Annotated in this window: 17 protein-coding genes and 1 tRNA gene; 7 read left to right on the top strand and 11 right to left on the bottom strand. The window is 58.3% G+C overall.

The annotated features are described in order from the left end of the window. Positions 1 to 25: 25 nt before the first annotated feature. The 3 genes from sat to ACVWZF_RS08155 form a co-directional block, all read right to left on the bottom strand. Positions 26 to 1216: a sulfate adenylyltransferase gene (sat, locus tag ACVWZF_RS08145; protein ID WP_011432701.1), complete on the bottom strand. Its 1191-nt coding sequence runs from the start codon at positions 1214 to 1216 to the stop codon at positions 26 to 28. 166 nt (positions 1217 to 1382) lie between these two features. Further along, the gene (locus tag ACVWZF_RS08150; RefSeq protein WP_011432700.1) at positions 1383 to 1748 is read right to left on the bottom strand and encodes a hypothetical protein; all 366 of its coding nucleotides are present in this window, start codon (positions 1746 to 1748) and stop codon (positions 1383 to 1385) included. 140 nt (positions 1749 to 1888) lie between these two features. After that, positions 1889 to 2671: a ParA family protein gene (locus ACVWZF_RS08155; RefSeq protein ID WP_011432699.1), complete on the bottom strand. Its 783-nt coding sequence runs from the start codon at positions 2669 to 2671 to the stop codon at positions 1889 to 1891. 131 nt (positions 2672 to 2802) lie between these two features. Between ACVWZF_RS08155 and ACVWZF_RS08160 the strand changes: the two genes are divergently transcribed. The 5 genes from ACVWZF_RS08160 (at position 2803) to ACVWZF_RS08180 (ending at position 8359) form a co-directional block, all read left to right on the top strand. Next, the gene (locus ACVWZF_RS08160; RefSeq protein ID WP_457411250.1) at positions 2803 to 4089 is read left to right on the top strand and encodes a glucose-1-phosphate adenylyltransferase; all 1287 of its coding nucleotides are present in this window, start codon (positions 2803 to 2805) and stop codon (positions 4087 to 4089) included. Between the two features lie 135 nt (positions 4090 to 4224). After that, positions 4225 to 5997 carry an ABC1 kinase family protein gene (locus tag ACVWZF_RS08165; RefSeq protein WP_457411251.1) on the top strand — a complete coding sequence of 591 codons (1773 nt, stop codon included), beginning with the start codon at positions 4225 to 4227 and terminating at the stop codon, positions 5995 to 5997. A 48-nt stretch (positions 5998 to 6045) separates the two neighbouring features. Next, positions 6046 to 6414, top strand: a complete 369-nt coding sequence (locus tag ACVWZF_RS08170; protein ID WP_011432696.1) for a hypothetical protein — start codon at positions 6046 to 6048, stop codon at positions 6412 to 6414. A 170-nt stretch (positions 6415 to 6584) separates the two neighbouring features. Then, positions 6585 to 6914 (top strand): YggT family protein, encoded by a 330-nt coding sequence (locus ACVWZF_RS08175; protein WP_011432695.1) that lies wholly within the window; start codon positions 6585 to 6587, stop codon positions 6912 to 6914. A 74-nt stretch (positions 6915 to 6988) separates the two neighbouring features. Next, positions 6989 to 8359 (top strand): cytosine deaminase, encoded by a 1371-nt coding sequence (locus tag ACVWZF_RS08180; RefSeq protein WP_011432694.1) that lies wholly within the window; start codon positions 6989 to 6991, stop codon positions 8357 to 8359. Positions 8360 to 8456: 97 nt separating this feature from the next. Here the strand turns inward: ACVWZF_RS08180 and ACVWZF_RS08185 are convergent, their stop codons facing one another. The 3 genes from ACVWZF_RS08185 to zds all read right to left on the bottom strand — a co-directional run bounded on the left by ACVWZF_RS08185 (position 8457) and on the right by zds (position 11436). Then, on the bottom strand, positions 8457 to 9029 hold the full coding sequence (locus ACVWZF_RS08185; RefSeq protein ID WP_011432693.1) for a Uma2 family endonuclease: 573 nt from the start codon (positions 9027 to 9029) through the stop codon (positions 8457 to 8459). A 39-nt stretch (positions 9030 to 9068) separates the two neighbouring features. Next, complete coding sequence (locus ACVWZF_RS08190; RefSeq protein WP_011432692.1) at positions 9069 to 9641, bottom strand: Uma2 family endonuclease; 573 nt, start codon at positions 9639 to 9641, stop codon at positions 9069 to 9071. A 352-nt stretch (positions 9642 to 9993) separates the two neighbouring features. After that, positions 9994 to 11436, bottom strand: a complete 1443-nt coding sequence (gene zds / locus ACVWZF_RS08195) for a 9,9'-di-cis-zeta-carotene desaturase (protein WP_011432691.1) — start codon at positions 11434 to 11436, stop codon at positions 9994 to 9996. A gap of 152 nt (positions 11437 to 11588) precedes the next feature. On the opposite strand from zds, the gene ACVWZF_RS08200 reads away from it, so the two are divergent. After that, positions 11589 to 11660 (top strand) — tRNA-Gly (locus tag ACVWZF_RS08200). Between the two features lie 106 nt (positions 11661 to 11766). On the opposite strand, the gene ACVWZF_RS08205 is transcribed toward ACVWZF_RS08200, so the two are convergent. The 4 genes from ACVWZF_RS08205 to ACVWZF_RS08220 all read right to left on the bottom strand — a co-directional run bounded on the left by ACVWZF_RS08205 (position 11767) and on the right by ACVWZF_RS08220 (position 15260). Next, positions 11767 to 12594 carry a M15 family metallopeptidase gene (locus ACVWZF_RS08205; protein ID WP_011432690.1) on the bottom strand — a complete coding sequence of 276 codons (828 nt, stop codon included), beginning with the start codon at positions 12592 to 12594 and terminating at the stop codon, positions 11767 to 11769. 48 nt (positions 12595 to 12642) lie between these two features. Beyond that, positions 12643 to 13080, bottom strand: a complete 438-nt coding sequence (locus ACVWZF_RS08210; protein WP_011432689.1) for a peroxiredoxin — start codon at positions 13078 to 13080, stop codon at positions 12643 to 12645. A 70-nt stretch (positions 13081 to 13150) separates the two neighbouring features. Further along, on the bottom strand, positions 13151 to 13768 hold the full coding sequence (locus tag ACVWZF_RS08215; RefSeq protein ID WP_011432688.1) for an HD domain-containing protein: 618 nt from the start codon (positions 13766 to 13768) through the stop codon (positions 13151 to 13153). A gap of 355 nt (positions 13769 to 14123) precedes the next feature. Next, a complete protein-coding gene (locus ACVWZF_RS08220) occupies positions 14124 to 15260 on the bottom strand; it encodes a LabA-like NYN domain-containing protein (RefSeq protein ID WP_049749564.1) in 1137 nt (378 codons plus the stop codon). 435 nt (positions 15261 to 15695) lie between these two features. Here ACVWZF_RS08220 and ACVWZF_RS08225 point away from each other — a divergent pair, with 435 nt between their 5' ends. After that, on the top strand, positions 15696 to 16952 hold the full coding sequence (locus tag ACVWZF_RS08225; protein ID WP_011432686.1) for an RNA-guided endonuclease InsQ/TnpB family protein: 1257 nt from the start codon (positions 15696 to 15698) through the stop codon (positions 16950 to 16952). Here ACVWZF_RS08225 and ACVWZF_RS08230 read toward each other — a convergent pair. Then, a complete protein-coding gene (locus tag ACVWZF_RS08230) occupies positions 16949 to 18058 on the bottom strand; it encodes a dockerin type I domain-containing protein (protein ID WP_011432685.1) in 1110 nt (369 codons plus the stop codon). The two genes, ACVWZF_RS08225 and ACVWZF_RS08230, sit on opposite strands and share 4 nt — an antisense overlap. Between the last annotated feature and the right edge of the window lie 72 nt (positions 18059 to 18130).

Consider the following 18130-nt stretch of genomic DNA (forward strand, 5'->3'; position numbering starts at 1 on the left):
CTGCCACTTAGGGAGATTCCCAGGGTTAACCCCGCTCTCGCATGGCTTCGGCCAGCAGCCGGGCCACTTCTGGTCGAGAAAACTCCGGCGGGGGCACTTCACCGCGGCGCAGCATTTCCCGCACCTTGGTACCTGAGAGGTGAATGCGCTGGTGAGGCTGGCTGGGGCTGGTCTTGGCCGTGGCCATGGTGCCGGTGACGGTGCAATAGAAAGCATGTTCAAACTTCAAGGGAATGATGCCCAGCTCCCCCGGCTGGAACTCATCGAAAATGTGTTGGGCATCGTAGGTACCGTAGTAGTTCCCCACCCCGGCGTGATCCCGCCCCACAATGAAATGGGTACAGCCATAGTTTTTGCGAATGAGAGCATGGAAAATAGCCTCGCGGGGGCCGGCGTAGCGCATCGACGCAGGATTGATGGCCAAGATCACCCGCTCCTTGGGGTAGTACTTTTCGATCAACACCTCGTAGCAGCGCATACGCACATCGGCGGGAATGTCGTCGCTTTTGGTAGCCCCCACCAGCGGGTGCAAAAATAGCCCGTCCACAATCTCCAAGGCACATTTTTGGATGTATTCATGGGCGCGGTGGATGGGGTTGCGGGTTTGGAAGCCTACAATGGTTCTCCAGCCTCTTTCCCGAAACAGTTGCCGCGATTGGGCCGGGTCAATCTGGTAGGCCGGAAAAAGAGGGTGGGGATCCCGCTGCAGGAGGGTGACGGGGCCGGCCAAATAGACGGATCCCTGCTCGTAGAGCACCTTTACCCCTGGATGTTGCTCATCGGTGGTGCGATAAACTTGCCGGGCTTCGTATGTTTTATCGTAGGTGAACTTCTCGGTCAGCTCCAGTAAGCCCAGGATCTTGCCCTCGGCACTGGCCAAGGCGATCATTTGCCCCTCTTTCAGACCCGCTGCCACTTCTGAGGAGACCGGCAGGGTGACCGGCAGCGACCAAGCCAAGCCATTGGCCAGGTGCATTGTTTCCAGAACGGCCTGGTAATCTTCCCGCCCCATAAACCCCGTTAGCGGGCTGAAGCCCCCAATGGCGATCATCTCCAGATCCGATTGGGCCCGCTCGTCGAGATAGAGGATGGGGCAATGTTCGGCTTTGGAACGCAGCTCCTGCGCCTGCTCAGGCGGGGCAATGCAGTTGATCAGGGTGCCCCCGTGGGGCGGAATGGTATCACCAGCAGGGAGAGTCGATTGAGATTGGCTCATGAGAAGGGCAGCGAGAACGACGGTTGTCCAAATCCAATATCCAGCTATCGAATCCCGGATCTCCAGGAAGCAGGGAAAAAAGCACAGGTCGGGCTGAAAACAGGAGGGAGCAGAACAGGTGGAGACCCCATCCAAATCACGCCCTCAGGGATCCCTTCCATCCCGGTCAATCCAACAAATAGGGGGGCATGCTTTCATCGGTGGCCGATACGTTGTCGAAGATGGGCCGATTCATAATCTTCTTTTGCGCGTGCAGAGGTGAGGATTGGGGTTTGGGCTGAATGGGGGCTTGTCCTCTGGGGTTCTGTAACTCCTGGATGGTTTTGGCCCGCTCGTCCGCAACCGCTTGCAACTGCGCCAGCGCCTTTTGCAATTCGTCCCGATGGGCAGTAACCTGCTGCAATTGAGCTTGCAGGGCAGAGACTTTGTTTTGGTAGTCTTGCAAGAGTTGTTGAGCTTCGGCCAGTTGGCTTTTGAGGGCTTCCATTTCCGGCGATTCTGGGGTTGGTTCTGGGGGAGACTGAGAAGACATCGTTGTCGGCTCCTCGCCTGTGGGAGTAGACTCTGCGGAGGTGGGCTCTGAACTGGTTTTAGCACCGGCCTTGCGCCGAATTCCGCCGGAGCGGCGGGAAATTTCCCCCGACGAAGGAAAGAGGCTGCGGTCAGATCCAGTCACAAGAGCACCTCGCGTTCAACAAACTGCAGCAGCCGCTGACACACCGCCGACCCAGGCCGATAGTCCATCACCGTCAAGCCGTAGTCAAAGGCGATGCGCAAATCGCTGCTATCTGGAATGGTAACGGGTGAAAGCACATCCGCAAAAATCTGTTGCGCTTGCACGTACAATTGCCCGGTGTGGGATCCCGACCAAATGCCCCCCGGCAGATAGCGGTCGTCCAGCATCGTCAAAACGGCGCGGGCGTGGCTGAGCTGGCCTTTCAGGGCCTCAATGTAGCGCAAGGTCACTTCCGTGCAGGAGAAATCGGCGCGGTTGAGCCGCGTCGGGATCAGTACCCGCTGGGCCACCCGCAGGGCATTGGCGGTGAGGGCATTCAGTTCTCCCGGCGTATCGAGAAAGATGAAGTCGTAGTCCGGCAGCAAGGGATCCAGTTGGCGCTGCAATAGATTCTGCCCCATCTCTCCAGCAGCAGCCAGTTGGGCCGCCACTTCCGCCATGGTGCTGTGGGAGGGCGCCACATCCACTCCCTTGTCCGTGCAGTAGATCACCTCTTCCAGAGGACGTTGGTGTTGCGGGTGTAAGCTGGCCCAAACCGTTTCCGGTGCCGGCAAGGATCCGGCCCCTTCCAGGTAAAGGTTGCTGGCGGTGGCCTGGGACGTGAGATCGATGAGCAAAACTCGGTATCCCCGTTGGGCCGTCAACTGAGCCGCGTGGACGCAGAGGGTGGACTTGCCAGTGCCCCCTTTGTTGTTGGTAAAGGCCAGGATACGCGCCATCAGCTCTCCCTGCATTCTGTCTTGCCAACTTGTTCCCCTTCCCGAGCAGCTTGGCCAGATTGAACAGGACAGTCGTTGAGGTGGCCCCGCAGCAGTCTATGCTATTGGGTGTAGCCTGGTGGAGGACAACCATGCGCGATGTACTGGCGATCATCTTGGGAGGTGGGCGTGGCACCCGACTTTATCCCCTGACCAAGCGCCGCGCCAAACCCGCTGTGCCCCTGGCCGGCAAATACCGCCTCATCGACATCCCGGTCAGCAACTGCATCAACTCCGACATCGAAAAAATCTACGTCCTCACCCAGTTCAACTCTGCCTCTCTGAACCGCCACATCGTCAACACCTACCGCTTGTCCCCCTTCACAGGCGGCTTTGTGGACGTTTTGGCGGCCCAACAAACCCCTGACAATCCCGATTGGTTCCAAGGCACCGCCGATGCTGTCCGCCAATACCTCTGGCTGATGGACTCCTGGAAGCCGCGGGACTTCCTCATCCTATCTGGGGATCACCTCTACCGCATGGACTACCGCCCCTTCATCCACCATCACCGGCAGGTTGGGGCCGATGTGACGCTGGCGGTGCTCCCCTGTGAAGAAAAAGTGGCCTCGGGTTTTGGCTTGCTCAAGCTTGGCGAGAACGGTTGCATCGTCGATTTCAAGGAAAAGCCAACAGGAGATCTGCTGAAAGCCTGTCAGGTGGACACCCAAGCCCTCGGCCTCAGCCCGGAAGAAGCCAAAGCCAAGCCCTACATCGCCTCCATGGGCATCTATGTATTCAAGCGAGAAGCTCTGATCGAGATGCTCAAAGTCAAGGAGCACACCGACTTTGGCAAAGAGGTGCTGCCGGCAGCCATCGGCAAGTACCATCTGCAAGCCTACCTCTTCCAGGGTTACTGGGAAGACATCGGCACCATCGAGGCTTTTTACCGGGCCAACCTGGCACTGGTGCAGCAGCCCAACCCGCCCTTCAGCTTCTTCGACAGCGAAATGCCCATCTACACCCGCCCGCGCTTTTTGCCCCCCAACAAAATCCTCGACTCCCAGATTGTCAACTCCATGATCGCCGATGGTTGCATCATCAAAAACGCCCAAATTCGCAACTCCATCATCGGCATTCGCAGCCGCTTGGAGGCCAACACCATCATCGAAAACACCCTGGTAATGGGAGCCGATTACTACGAGTCGGCAGAAGAGCGACAGGCCAGGCTGGAGGAAGGGATCCCACCGGTGGGCATCGGGGCCAACTCTCACATTGTCAACGCCATCGTGGATAAGAATGCCCGCATTGGGCGCAATGTCCGCATCCTCAACAAGGATCACGTCACCGAAGCGCAGCGGGAAGAGGAAGGGATCTGGATCAGCAACGGCATCGTCACCATCATCAAAGACTCGGTGATCCCGGACAACACCATCATTTGAGGGGGAAACAGGCCGGCCCTGGCCGAGAAGGGGGCAGGATGGGGCTGACAGGCCCTTGCGCAGAAACGGCGAGGCTTTTTCTGTTAAGATGGATACCAAGAGCTTCAAAACAAAAAACTGTGAGATCGCTGGAGTGTGTTTAGTAGAACTTCGCCCATTGCCGCTTTGGAAGTTTACGATCCGCAATTGATCTGCCGCTATTACCGCTGGCGCCTGCCCCAAGTGATCGGTCGGGCGCTGGCCATTCTCTGGCCTTTCTTGTGGTTTGTCCTCTGTTTGCGCTGGGATCAACTGTGGGGACACACTGATCGCAATGTGGGACGGCGCTCGGTGCAGTTGCGAAAGCTGCTCACCGACCTGGGGCCAACGTTCATCAAGGTGGGTCAGGCCCTCTCCACCCGCCCCGATCTGGTGCGCAAAGACTACCTAGAAGAACTCACCCAACTGCAAGATCAACTGCCGCCATTTCCTTCCGAGCAAGCATTTGCCCGCATCGAATCCGAGTTGGGCCGTCCGATTGCCGAGATCTTTGCCCAGATCTCTCCAGAGCCGGTGGCCGCCGCCAGCCTGGGGCAGGTCTACAAAGCGCAGTTGCACAGCGGCGAATGGGTGGCGGTGAAGGTGCAGCGACCCCATCTGCAAGAGCAGTTGAGCCTGGATCTGTACCTGATTCGCTGGGCCTCGACATGGCTGGGCCCCTGGCTGCCCTTGAACCTGGGCAGTACTTTGACGGCGGTGGTGGATGAGTTTGGCCGCAAGCTTTTTGAAGAGATCGACTACCTGCACGAAGGGCGAAACTGCGAGCGCTTCGCCGAATACTTCCGCGACGATCCGGATGTGTACGTGCCGCGCATCTTTTGGGCTTACAGCACCCGCCGGGTTCTGACCCTGGAGTGGATCGACGGCATCAAGCTGACGGATGTGGAGCGCATTCGAGCAGCCAACCTGGAAGTGAAACAATTGGTGCGCATCGGGGTGGTTGCTGCCCTCAAGCAATTGCTGGAATACGGCTTTTTCCACGCGGATCCCCATCCAGGTAACTTGTTTGCCCTCACCGATGGCCGTATGGCCTACATCGATTTCGGCATGATGGATCAGCTTACCGAGGAAATGAAGGAGTACTTGGTGGATGCTCTGGTTCACCTGGTGGATCGCGACTACAACGCCCTGATCGATGACTTTATTCATCTGGGCTTTTTGCAGCCGGATGTCGGCCGCCAAGAGCTGATCCCCGCCTTGGAAAAGGTGCTGGCAGACGTGCTGACCCAAGAGGTGGTCAACTTTAACTTCAAAACGGCCACAGATCAGTTCTCCGACTTGATGTACCGCTACCCCTTTCAGGTGCCCTCCCACTTTGCTCTGGTGATCCGATCTTTGGTGACCCAAGAGGGAGTAGCCCTCAGCCTCTATCCCCAGTTCCGCATCGTCGGTGTGGCCTATCCCTATGTGGCCAAGCGCCTGCTGACGGACGAATCGCCGCGTATTCGCCAACGGCTGCTGCAAGTGTTGATCAAGGATGGTAAGTTCCGCTGGAACCGCCTGGAGAACCTGATTCAAATTGCCCGCAGCGATGGGGGATTGGATTGGTTACCCACCGCCCAAACGGGTTTGCGCTACCTGATGTCGGAAGAGGCCCGCGATCTGCGTCGCCAGTTGGTGCTTTCCCTCACAGAAGATGATCGCCTTCACTTTGAGGAGCTGCAGCGTTTGTGGCAGTTGCTCAGCCCTGAACTTTCCCCAGCTTACCTCTGGCAGGCAACGCTGAGATCCCTACCCTCGACCGGCGATCTGCAACACACGCTTGCCGAGTTGAGGGAGCAGGTGCAAGCCCATCTGGAATATCTCAGCCGCTGGCGGCTACCTCAACCTTGGTCGGATTTGCTGGCAGGAGTGGGACAGGAAAGGTAGAACGGAAGAAGATGACTCAAGTTTATTGTTATTGAGCTGGACAAAAGCGTGGCAGATCAGAAAGGTGACTTCATTGCGGGTGTAGTGACTGGCGCCCTGTTGGGAGGGATCATCGGCGGGGTCATTGGGTTTGTGCTTGCCCCTCGACTCAGAAAGGGATCCGCCGAAGGCCAACGCCGGGATCCAGATCGCCTCAACGGCACCTCGGTAGCCCCTGAACGACCGCGCCTCAGTGCTTCGGGTGAGTCGGCCATGTCCAGCGACTGGAGGAAGTGGGAAAATGAGGCAGAACGCATTGCTCAAGCCCGCCGCACTCTAGAGGCCAAGATTGCCGAGTTAAACGAGGCGATCCAGGCCATGCGCACGCAATTGCTCGTCAAGGAAACCTCTTCCAGGGCTGTTGAGGAAAAGCCTTGAGCAGGGGATCCCTGTCCATGCCAAACTAGAGGCGGCAGCGGCTTTCCTCTCTAGGTTCTGCCATCCTCTCTCGGCTGAGTTGCGATCCTGGGCCAGGTCTGCCTCTGGCGAAGGTGCTTCAGCTTAATGGATGTTGAGTTGATCGAGTTGTTTCCCTACTTTTCCCAACCATGATGCTCAGTCACTTGTTGTCTCCTCTCGCTTGGGTGGACGGCCTCTCCCTGGGGTTGGTCTACGGCACTGCCGCGTCTTTGCTGTTCCGCTCCCTTTACCAGTTCATTGTCATTTACAATGCTCTGCTGATCGTGCGGATTTTGCTGAGCTGGTTCCCGCAACTGAACTGGTCTAACCCCATCCTGTCGGTGCTCAGCCAACTCACCGATCCCTATCTCAACCTGTTCCGCGGCATCATTCCCCCCATTGGTGGCTTGGACTTTTCCCCCTGGTTGGCCTTCATTTTGCTCAGCTTTGCCATGCAGGTGGTGGGCCAGTTTGCCTAGCTGCTGTAGCACTGGATTCCTCCTGAGGGGCTCGGATCCCCTTAAGATTGGGAGTCACTTTTTCGTTGCCCGCCATGCAGATCCCCGGCGTTGCCCACTACTGGCTGCTGAATGCTCAGGTTCCCCTGTCGGTACTGAAGGAGGCGGTGCCAGGAGCTGTCCCCAACCGCGATAACCTGGTGTTGCTGGATCTGGAAATCGAAGGGGGGCAGATCCGCCAAATCCAGGCGGCAACAGGGATCCCGCCCCAGGGGATCCCCAGCGTGGATCTAAGGCGGGGCCAAGTGTGGCCGTGTTTTGTGGACATCCATACCCACCTGGACAAGGGGCATGTGTGGCCGCGCACCCCCAATCCCGATGGTACCTTTGCCGGGGCGAGGCAGGCCGGCCAGGAAGATTGGGTGAAGATGAAGCAAGCCTATGACGGGGATCCGGAGCAGTTTCGGGAGGATCTCTACCGTCGCTTCAGCTTTGGTTTGCGCTGCAGCTATGCCCATGGATCCCAGGCGGTGCGCACCCATCTGGTCTGTGAGAACCCTCAGGTTATGGGGGCCAGCTGGGAGGTGTTTGTCCAGTTGCGCCGAGAGTGGGCGGGCAAGCTGGAACTCCAGGCGGTCACGCTTTTGAGCTTGGATGCCTTTCTCACCCCTGCAGCAGAAAAGCTGGCGGACAAGGTGGCGGAAGTGGGCGGGATCCTGGGTGGGGTGGCGGCGATGGGGCCGGAACTGGATCGGCAATTGGATCGGGTGTTTGCCCTGGCCAAGGAGCGGGGCTTGGCTCTGGACTTTCATACGGATGAGACGGACGATCCGGGATCCCTCACGTTGAGACACGTGGCAGCGGCGGCCTTGCGCAACGATTTTCCCCATCAGGTGGTGTGTGGCCATTGCTGTAGCCTGGCCGTGCAACCGCCGGAGGTGGCCCACAAGACTATGGCCTTGGTCAGAGAGGCGGGAATTGCCGTGGTCAGCCTGCCCATGTGTAATCTCTATTTGCAAGCCCGTAACCCCGGCCATACCCCCCGTTGGCGGGGAGTGACCCTGCTCCACGAGCTGAAAGCCTTGGGCGTGCCGGTGATGATAGCCAGCGATAACTGTCGGGATCCCTTTTATGGCTTTGGGGATCACGACGGCCTGGAGGTGTTCCGGGAGGCCACCCGCATTTTGCACCTGGATACCCCCTATGGGGATTGGCCCCAGGCGATTACCACCACCCCTGCCCGCATCATGGGCTTGACCGAGCGAGGGCAAATTGGGGTGGGCTTGCCGGCAGATCTGGTGCTGTTCAAGGGACGTGGCTTTGACGAGCTGCTCTCGCGACCCCAACATGACCGGGTGGTGTTGCGTCAGGGGCAGGCCATCGACACCACTTTGCCGGACTACAGCGAGCTGGACGACCTAATGGAGAGGGTGGGAGCAGCGGTTAGTTCTGGCTCCAAGCAGTAGAGCAGGGTTACTTGAATTGCAGCGAAGCAGCTTGGGGATCCCTGGCGTTTCTCCCCAGAGTGGGAAAAATGAAATTTGGAGTCATGGGGTGGGTCGGTTATCCCCAGATTAGGGTGAGATCCATAACAAAGCCAGGAAGAACGGGATCCCCAGACAAACTCACAGGCTGCTCCAAAACTTGTACCGGCTGACCGGGGCGATAGACGTGGACTTGGCGACTTTCCGGGTCAATTAACCAGCCCAGTTGGGATCCGTTGTCTAGGAACTCCTGCAACTTGGCCTCAAGGGTGGCCAGCTCATCGGTAGGGGACTTCAGTTCCAGCACAAAGTCAGGGCAGAGGGGAGCAAAACGACGGCGCTGCTCTGGGGTGAGCTGCTGCCAGCGCTCTTTGGCAACCCAGGCGGCATCGGGAGAGCGAATGGCCCCATTGGGCAGGGCAAAACCTGCAGAAGAGTCGAAGACAAGACCTAAGTTCTTGCGTCGATTCCACTGCCAAAGTTGGCCCAGTAGGTCGGCATTGCGGAATCCACTTTCGCTGCCTGCAGGGGCCATGGCGATCAGTTCTCCTTGGGCGGTGCGTTCCAGGCGCAGCTCAGGATTCTGCCGACAAAGCTGCTCGAAAACTTCATCGGTTAAATTCACAGCCGGCTGCAGGTTGAGGGCAATCATGAGCTCATCCTGGTGGGCAGTTTTAGAGCGTGGGGAGCACTATTCCCAGATTAAGGTGAGATCCACCACAAAGCCAGGGAGAACGGGATCCCCAGACAAGCTGGTAGGTCGCTCCAAAACTTGCACCGGCTGACCTGTGCGATAGACATAGACCTTCCCGCTTTCCGGGTCGATTAACCAGCCCAGTTGGGATCCGTTGTCCAGGTACTCCTGCAGCTTGGCCTGAAGGATGGCCAGCTCGTCAGTAGGAGACTTCAGTTCCAGCACAAAGTCAGGGCACAGAGGAGCAAACCGACGGCGCTGCTCTGGGGTGAGCTGCTGCCAGCGCTCTTTGGGCATCCAAGCGGCATCGGGAGAGCGAATGGCCCCATTGGGCAAGGCAAAACCGGCGGAAGAGTCAAAGGCCACACCAAGCTGAGTTTGCCGGTTCCACTGCCAGAGCTGGGCGCTAAGGCTCAAGTTTTGACGACTGCTTTCGCTGCCTGCAGGAGCCATGGCGATCAGTTCTCCTTGGGCGGTGCGTTCCAGGCGCAGCTCAGGATTCCGCCGGCAGAGCTGCTCGAAAACTTCATCGGTTAAATTCACAGCCGGCTGCAGGTTGAGGGCGATCATCATCCTTCCTGTGCAAAACTCTCAGGGTATGGGGCCTGTGGCTCGTATTGATCCCCTAGGATGGAGCGTATTTTTTGGCGAGGGGCGCGAAGGGCTGGACTTCTACCCAACTCTCGGCTTTGGGCCAAGACTTCTGGTACCCACTGTGACATACTCCCGCACTCATGCTGACGCAAAGCGCTCCGCGCCGCTAAAGCGAGAGAGTGCAGGCTTCAAGGGCTCCGTCCCGCTGGCGCGAATGGGAGGGCAACCCGACAGAGGAAGTGCCGTAGCAGAACCAGGAACCGGAATCCTCGCCCTTTATGACGGGGAGTATGTCAAAGGGGTCAAGTGCCATCAGGTGAAAGTCCTCCTATTGGGGATCCCTGTGGGCAGCCAGAATGGCCTGAGCAGCCAGGTGGCCGGAGAGAGTGGCCCCTTCCATGCTGTCGATGTAGTCTTGGGCGGTGTAGCTGCCGGCAAAAAAGAAGTTGGGCACGGGAGTCTTTTGCTGCGGGCGATAGGGATCCATGCCCGGCGCTTCTCGATAGAGGGAGTGGGCCAGTTTCACCACGCTGTACCAGGTCATGTTCAGCTGCCGGGATGAGGGAAACAGCTCGTGGACTTGGTGCAACACGTGCTGGGCAATTTGCTCGTTGGGCATGGAAATGAAGGGATCCCCCGGCGTGAGCACGCATTGTAGCAGGGATCCCTGGCCCGGCTTGTAGTAGTCGGCGGGGCTGGTGAGGGCCAGATCGGCAAAGCAGGAAAAATCGGCATCGGCGGTGTAGAGGAGATTGTCGATACCCAGAGCCTCTGGGTGTTGGCTGGCTCGTTTGGCCTGGCCTTGGGGGTTCAGCTCCGTCACCCAGCCATCGAAGCGCAACTGCACCGTGGCCACAGGTACGGATTCCAGCTTGTAGAGGTTGTCGAACTGAGGCCACTGCCGCCATACTTCCGGGATCAGCCGTTTGGCCCCTTCCACTGCCGTTGCACACACATACACATCTGCCTCCACCCGCTCTCCATTGGCCAAGAGCAAGCCGGTCACCGCGTAGGGAGGAGAGTCGTTCACTTCAATGCGGCTGACCCCTCTGCGGGTGTGGATCTGGCCCCCACGGGCTTGGATGTAGCGGACGATAGGCTGAGTGAGATAGGTGTCCGGGGATCCCTTGAGGAAATTGAGCTTGGAGGCCTCTGTTTTGCTGGCAAACATCTGAAAGATCGTCAGCATGCAGCGGGCAGAAATCTGCTCCGTGTCAATAAAGCCCAAGGCATAGGCAATCGGGTTCCACATCCGCTTCAGGCTACCTTCGGATCCCCCATGCCGCCGAAACCAATCGGCAAAGCTCATCCGATCCAAGGCGCGAATTTGCCGCATTGCCCCTTCATAGTCCAGCAAGCCGCGAATCAAAGGGCTGGTGCCCAGCGCCAAGGCGTTGCGCAGCTTGTCCGCCCAAGAGAGCTGCTCGGTGGTGAAAAAAGCTTTGAGGCCGTTGAAAGGCGCCCCCAGGGGAAAGCGAAAATCCAGACTGGCCGTTTGCCCACCTCGGTTGACAAAGGTGTGGGTGTGTTGCTTGGGCAGCAGGTTCTCGTAGGCCCCCACCTTTTTCATCAGGGCAAACAAATTGCTGTAGTTGCAGAAAAAAACGTGCAGCCCCATCTCGATGTGGTTGCCATCGGCATCCTGCCAGGATCCCACCTTGCCGCCGACAAAAGGCCGCGCCTCGTAGAGCTGCACCTCGTGTCCTGCCTCGACCAAATCGACTGCCGTCACCAACCCGGCCAATCCGGCCCCAATAATGGCTACCCGCATAGCAATACCCTCAAACAGGCGCTGCCCGGGATCCCGCCCAGACTTTGCGCAACTGCAAAGAAAGATGAACTTCTCTCATTCTGGAACAAAATGCGCCAGGGATCCCTGACTTGACAAACCACCGCAAAACTTGCCATCATAAATTTCCCGACGCGGATGTAGCTCAGTGGTAGAGCTTCTCGTTGCCAACGAGACGGTCGCGCGTTCGAATCGCGTCATCCGCTTGCTTAGGCTTGTGAACCCATTCAAGAGGGGAATGAGATCCCTGCAAGGGAGAGGGCCGTGACGGTAGTCCCAAGGAGCTCCCCCTTTCCTCTCTCCCCAAAGGAGTCAGCCCTCACTCCCAGCTCTTCTCCCTCTGGAAGACGGGAGAGTAGGGGTCTCGGTTTGATTGGGCTGATTTGGGAATGGTTTGATTTGGGGAGCGTAGAAGGTCTCCAGGCTGTCACGGTCGCCCACAAAGCGCCAGTGCCAGGGTTCGTAATTCACCCCCTGAGGGTTGTTTCTGGGGAAAGACAGCTCAAAGCCAAAGCGGGCCGCGTTGCTCTGCAGCCACTGGAAGGCCGGGGTGGTCTCAAAGGCTTCTTGAGTATCCCACTGCGGAAACCCGGCATCCCCAAGGTCGATGGCATAGCCAGTGTGGTGCTCGCTGTAGCCAGGGGGAGCACTGACAGCAGCTCGTTCCTCGGGTCGCAAGGCTCGGGATTGAGCCAATTGAAAAAACAAGAATTCCTGCTCCGCCATGGAGCGAAACCCGGAAATGGGGACAAGGCGGATCCCGGCAGCTCGAGCTGCTTCGCTCATGCGTAGGTAACTTTCAGCAGCCCCCTGGCGTAGGCGCACCTCGCGACCGCGGTAGTGGCCCACCACCCGCAAGCTGTCTGCAGGGGCTTCGGAATAGGCATAGTGCCCCAACAGAGAAGGTCGCCCATTCTGCACAGTTGGCTGCGGCAGAGAGGGCTGACCGGTTTCTTCCAGAACTTGGGGATCCGCCGCCTGCTGGGATCCCGGTAACTTCTCTATCCCCCAACCCGCCAGGAGCACTAGCCCAACCAGCACCAGGCCCAAGACTAGACGGGACCTCAGGGCAGGCACCGAACTTTGCGCTTTTTTCGCCGGAGTGGACTGGCGACGGGCGACCGGAATGTCGTCGTTCATGCGCAAAGGCCGGGATCTAGCGAGGAGTACTGAAAAGAGGCAGCGTTTCTACAAACCCAAATCCGCCAAAATATCGCGGGCATGGGTTTCGGTATTGATGTTCTGGTAGACTTTGGCAATTTTGCCCTCGCCATCAATGACGTAGGTCACCCGCTTGGCATAGCCGCCCCCATCCACATCGTAGGCGCGGGTAATCACCCCACTGCTATCCACCAGTAGGGGGAAAGGCAAGTTGTACTTTTCGGTGAACTTTTGGTGAGAAGCTTGGTCGTCCATGCTCACCCCCAGCACCACCACGTCCTTGCTTTGGTAGTCGGCGTAGGCGTCGCGGAATCCACAGGCTTCTTTGGTACAGCCGGGGGTGTCGTCTTTGGGGTAAAAATAGAGGACAACGGTTTTGCCGGCAAAATCAGCCAGCGAAACCTGGTTGCCTTGGGTGTCAGTGGTGTTGAACCCAGGAGCAGGGGTGCCAACAGCGAGAACCATAGGTGCGTGACCCAAAAAGTGTGATGAATAGGGCTGCCCTCAGCATTTTCTTCAGCCCTGCTTGTCTCTGTCAAGGCATTACCGCTCCAGCTTGGCATTGCAACTCAGCCACCAGCTCTTGAAGCTCCGCCGATAGATTGCCGGGCAGCCGTCGCCTCAGAATCTCTGCCAACGATCGATAATACCACAGGGATCCCTCTTTTCCGGCGGAAAACCGCTGCCAGAGTTCATCCCCCAGTTGGCGAAAATCCCGCAAGATGCAGCGGGCGTTGTGCAGCTTGTCAGAGGCGGCCACCAACAAAACCGAGGCATTTGCCGTTTCCAGGTGCTTCAGGTAGGCGGTTTTGCGCTCTTTCCAGTTTTCTTTGGGCTCGCCTCGGGAGCCATCGCTTTCGGTATCCGTACATCCCAGGATGATCTGCAGCACCCGTTCTCCAAAGTGCTCCCGGATCTGTTGCTCAATCTGGGCCCGGGGCTCGCCTGTGTTGTGGGGGCCGTCCTCTAGGCTGTCGTGGAGCAGAGCGGCAATCGCTTCATCTTCATCCGCCCCATGCTCCAGGGCGATGGCTGCTACGGCCAACAGATGGCTGAGGTAAGGGATCCCGGTTCCCTTGCGGGTCTGAGAAGCATGCCAGCGATGGGCATAGTGCATTGCCTGCACAAACCGCTGTGTGAGTTGCGTTGACATCTGGACTCTCCAATTGGGGTTAAGTTGACCAAGAAAACTGGGTTGCAAGCCCTGCCCTAAGGCCTACAGCCCGCTGACGCGGCAAGGGCGGCTTCGTGCTACGCTGTTGGTTGAACTCCGCCAACTTGAGTATGGCGCAGTGTTAGCAAGAGCAATGTCAGCAGGAAAAGTATCTGGGAGTTCATCCCAGTAGTCGGGGTTATGGCATCCCCCACCACTCGCAAGGGTGGTGTAGCCCAAGAAGTAGGAATTATCCTGTGGCCTGGGAAAGAATCCTTGCCTTTTAGGGCAGGGAGAATGCCAATTTTTGGACAAGGTTGATCCAAGCGAGGTTCAGGCGCTGAGATGGCAAGGTTCAGCCGGTGGCCGGAGTCTGTTTTGCAGGCAGCGGCACCAGCGTTCCTGTTCCCTGCCAAGCGCACAAATCCACGAACTGGTCGGCTATCCGAATTAACGCCGGGTTCGTGTTCGGCCTGTAGGCGGCTACCTCCAGCCGGCAGCCTTGGCGGCGGATATGCTTGAGGGCCGGCACAAAATCTCCATCCCCACTCAGCAGCAGCACCGTCTCGTAGTGGGAGTGCAGCGCCATCAAGTCCACGATCAGCTCCCCATCCAGATTGGCTTTGCGGCTGCCGTCGGCGTGGATCACCACCGGCTTGGTGACCACCCGATAGCCCTGTTTTCTCAACTCCCGCAGGAAACGACGCTGAGCTAGGTTGTGGCGATCTACCCCGCTGTAGACATGCACTTCCATCTCGGATCTGCCCTGGGCCAGCCAGCTGAGCAGACTGGGATAGTCGAGATGGGATCCCCACTGCTGGGCGCTGGCGTGGAGATTGGCCGCGTCGATGAACACCCCCAGGGCTTTGCGGGGAAAAGCAGGGTTCGGCTGGGATGCCACCAGCTGCTGCAGGTGTTGGAGTTGCGCCTGCACCAACTCCAGTTGCTCCAAAGTCACTTGGGGCTGGGATACCGGCAGAGCATTCAACCGCAGCTCCACGGCTTTTAACCGCTGCTGGATTTGCTGGATGGCCTGGGTGATGGGGGCCAGCTGTTGCCGCACGGACAGATGAGACGTGGGCCGAGCTTCGAGGGCGTCGATCCGCCCTTGTAATGTTTCCAGTTGGGCCGCCGTCTGCTGCTGCTGTACCCAGATGGGCTCCAAAACCTTTACTTTCTGCTCGAGCTCTTGAATGGCTTCAGCCGGGGAAGCCAAGGTCTGCTGCAGAAGGGACGGTTCAGCAGTGAGCCGAGCGTCCAGCACCTCGAAACGCGCTTGCAGGGTCTCCAGTTGGGTTGCTGTCTGTTGCTGCTGTGTCCAGGTCTGTTCCAGAACTTGGCCAAGCTGTTCTTCGCGGCGGCGGATGGCAGGGTAGGCTGCTGCCAAAGGTAAGAGCCCCCAGATCACTTGGCGGGTCACCAGGGCCGTCACCCCCAGGGCCAGGGATCCCGTCCACAGCCAGGTTAAGGGGAAGGCAGAAGCCCTATTCATACTCATACTCATAGTCAGCTCTCCTCAGTTTGGGTTATCGATCTGCTCGGTTGCCAGGATTTCACCTCACTCACATGGGCCACCTCAGGGATCCCTCTCGAAGATCGAGATGCCCAGAACTCCCAGAGGCATCGAAGAGGAGCCATTCAGCAACTGCAGTATGCCTTCTATTGGAAGGAGGATCTTCCAATTGTTGGACAAACCCATTCCCCTTGTTGATCAGATGGCTCGGTTATCGAAAGCGGGCCCAAACTGGTTCCTCTCAACCGACAGGCCCCGTCCCAGCATGGGCTACAGAGGGCGCGAACCTTGGACGGGGGAAGGTCAGTTGGGGATCTCGAGGGTTACCAAAAAGCGCCGTAAAGCCCTGCCTTTCAAGGCAGGGATGTAAGGCGCTATCTTCTTATCCAAAGGCTTCCGTGATAAACTAGAGCTATGCGTGTCCTGGAAGCCAAGCTCCTATACGGCACACCTGAGCAGTACCGAGCTTTGGATGAAGCCATTCGTACTGCCCAGTTTGTGCGCAACAAGTGCCTGCGCCACTGGATGGATAACCGGGGCATAGGCAAAAAGGAGCTGTACACCCTCTGCAAGCATCTGGCCCAGGAGTTCGAGTTTGCCCAAAAGCTCAACTCCCAAGCCAGGCAAGCCAGTGCAGAACGAGCCTGGGCAGCCATCTCCACCTTCTACCGTCGGTGCCGTGCCGGTGAGAAGAAGAGCTACCCGCAGTTTAAGAAGAACTGCCGCTCTGTGGAGTACAAGCAATCCGGCTGGAAGCTGTCGGCAGATGGCATGGCCATCACTTTCACCGACGGCAACCAAGCCGGCACTTTTGCCCTGTACTGCAACAGCGAGGCCAGACAGCTCATTCTCCACTCCAAAATCAACCGGGTGCGAGTAGTCCGCAGAGCGGATGGGTACTACGCCCAGTTCTGCCTGGACATGGAGCGCCAGGAGCAGGGCGAGTATGCGGGGAAGATGATTGGTATTGACCTGGGGCTGCAGCACTTCTACACCGACCAGGACGGCAACACGGTGGACTGCCCCAAGTATCTGCGCAAAGCAGAGAGGCGGTTGAGGCTGCACCAAAGAAGACTGAGTCGTAAGTTGAGGAGGGGATCCAAGGAACAGTCGAGGAACTACCTTAAACAGAAACAGAGACTTGGCAAGGTACACCTCAAAGTTCAACGCCAGCGTAGAGACTGGGCTATGAAGTTGGCCCGGTGCGTGGTGGCGTCTCACGACGTCGTGGCGTACGAGGACTTGTCGGTGAAGAACCTGATGAGGAACCACCACCTGGCCAAGTCGATTCAGGATGCGGCCTGGTCTTTGTTCACCCGGTGGCTGGACTACTACGGGAAGGTGTACGGCAAGGTAGTGATTGCTGTGCCGCCGGAGTACACCACCCAGGAGTGTTCGGGGTGTGGTCACCTGGTGAAGAAGACGCTCTCTACTCGTACCCATCAGTGCCCTAAGTGTGGGTTGGTGCTGTGTCGAGACCAGAATGCGGCACTCAACATCCTGCGGCGGGCATTGAAGATGTTGGGCATGGAATGGAACGGTACCCAAGGGCATTGGGGAACCGCCTCGAAAGAGGGAACGCCTGGGGAGACAAGCACCTCTGCCATGGAGGGGCAGCCTAACATGGTAAGTGCTGTCGTGGAACCAGGAACCAGAATCCTCGCTCTTTAGGGTGGGGAGTATGTCAAATTGGCCAACTGCACATCGTCATGATCCACCCAGGCTCCGCCGTGCCGGACGACCGTATCACCTCCCACCGGCACCGAGATGTGCAGGGATCCGCCAAAGAGGGGAATACCAACAAGCACTTGGGGGCCGCGGGTGACCATGCTGGGCTCAATCAGGGTTTTACCGGTGCGCAAGGTAACAGTGTTCAGGCCCAGGCGCAGAGGTTGCAGAGGCAGGGGAATCTGTAGGTTATCTCCCCCCAGGTGAATCTGTTCGATTTCCACCCCGTTCAAGATGACTTGCATGGGAGACATGTTGGCGCTGGGGATCCGGGATTGGCCGGCCCGATAGGCGGCGGCAGTATCCAACCCAATCAGGGATCCAATCCGCAAAACCGGTGGGCGCGAAGGCAGGCGTTGCAAAGTGAAAGAGCGGGTCATCTCCACCCCTTGGGCAGGGCCCAAAAATTGCCCGGCGGCAGCCGATTCCGGTGAGTACTGGTTATCCCCCAGGCGGATGACATTCGCCTCCAGTACCAAAGTCGTGTTGGGATCCCAGCGCTCCAACTGCAGTTGCCAAGGCCGATCCCCGCTGGCTTGACCGCTGCCTGTACTTTGGGAATAGGGCAAATAATTCTCCAGCCGCGCCACCAAAATTTCCTCTGCCGGCAGTGGCCCTGGCAGGCGAAACCGACCCTGGGCATCGGTGCGCACCGAAATACCCGCCCCTGGAATGGCCACCTCCGCCCCGGCCAAAGGCTGCCCTGTCAGCCGATCCACCACCTGTCCCGAATAGGCGGAATCCAACTGCACCTGTCCTGTGGGCACATCCGTTGCTGCCTGAATGCGCTGCTGCAACACTTGCCAGTCGGCTTCTGTGATCCGTCCATCCTGGTCGACATCGGCAGCTCGGATCTGGTCGTCGGTCAATCCCCGTTCTCCCCGCAAGTAGGCCCCCAACAGGTTGAGATCCTGCACCGTCAAACGGCCATCCCCGTCCAAATCGCCCGCTTGAAAGGGCTGCGCTTGGGCAAAAGACACGCCTATCCAACCCAGGCCAAGGGATCCCAGTAGCAAAAGAGAATGAGCCAAACAGGAGACCCTAAACATGGCAACTCTCCTGGGAGTTGTTCATGTTCTAACGTAATTCACCTCCTCGCAGCAGGGTTGACCGAGCCGGTG

It is taken from the genome of Thermostichus sp. OS-CIW-30 (assembly GCF_054060215.1).

Bases quoted from the DNA above. Each gene is read 5' to 3' on its own strand.
- ACVWZF_RS08180 (WP_011432694.1), top strand. From the start codon at position 6,989: ATGCAGATCCCCGGCGTTGCCCACTACTGGCTGCTGAATGCTCAGGTT.
- ACVWZF_RS08160 (WP_457411250.1), top strand. From the start codon at position 2,803: ATGCGCGATGTACTGGCGATCATCTTGGGAGGTGGGCGTGGCACCCGA.
- ACVWZF_RS08220 (WP_049749564.1), bottom strand. From the start codon at position 15,260: ATGAATAGGGCTTCTGCCTTCCCCTTAACCTGGCTGTGGACGGGATCC.
- ACVWZF_RS08155 (WP_011432699.1), bottom strand. From the start codon at position 2,671: ATGGCGCGTATCCTGGCCTTTACCAACAACAAAGGGGGCACTGGCAAG.
- zds (WP_011432691.1), bottom strand. From the start codon at position 11,436: ATGCGGGTAGCCATTATTGGGGCCGGATTGGCCGGGTTGGTGACGGCA.
- ACVWZF_RS08175 (WP_011432695.1), top strand. From the start codon at position 6,585: ATGATGCTCAGTCACTTGTTGTCTCCTCTCGCTTGGGTGGACGGCCTC.
- ACVWZF_RS08225 (WP_011432686.1), top strand. From the start codon at position 15,696: ATGCGTGTCCTGGAAGCCAAGCTCCTATACGGCACACCTGAGCAGTAC.
- ACVWZF_RS08215 (WP_011432688.1), bottom strand. From the start codon at position 13,768: ATGTCAACGCAACTCACACAGCGGTTTGTGCAGGCAATGCACTATGCC.
- ACVWZF_RS08185 (WP_011432693.1), bottom strand. From the start codon at position 9,029: ATGATTGCCCTCAACCTGCAGCCGGCTGTGAATTTAACCGATGAAGTT.
- sat (WP_011432701.1), bottom strand. From the start codon at position 1,216: ATGAGCCAATCTCAATCGACTCTCCCTGCTGGTGATACCATTCCGCCC.
- ACVWZF_RS08230 (WP_011432685.1), bottom strand. From the start codon at position 18,058: ATGTTTAGGGTCTCCTGTTTGGCTCATTCTCTTTTGCTACTGGGATCC.
- ACVWZF_RS08210 (WP_011432689.1), bottom strand. From the start codon at position 13,080: ATGGTTCTCGCTGTTGGCACCCCTGCTCCTGGGTTCAACACCACTGAC.
- ACVWZF_RS08150 (WP_011432700.1), bottom strand. From the start codon at position 1,748: ATGTCTTCTCAGTCTCCCCCAGAACCAACCCCAGAATCGCCGGAAATG.
- ACVWZF_RS08190 (WP_011432692.1), bottom strand. From the start codon at position 9,641: ATGATCGCCCTCAACCTGCAGCCGGCTGTGAATTTAACCGATGAAGTT.
- ACVWZF_RS08205 (WP_011432690.1), bottom strand. From the start codon at position 12,594: ATGAACGACGACATTCCGGTCGCCCGTCGCCAGTCCACTCCGGCGAAA.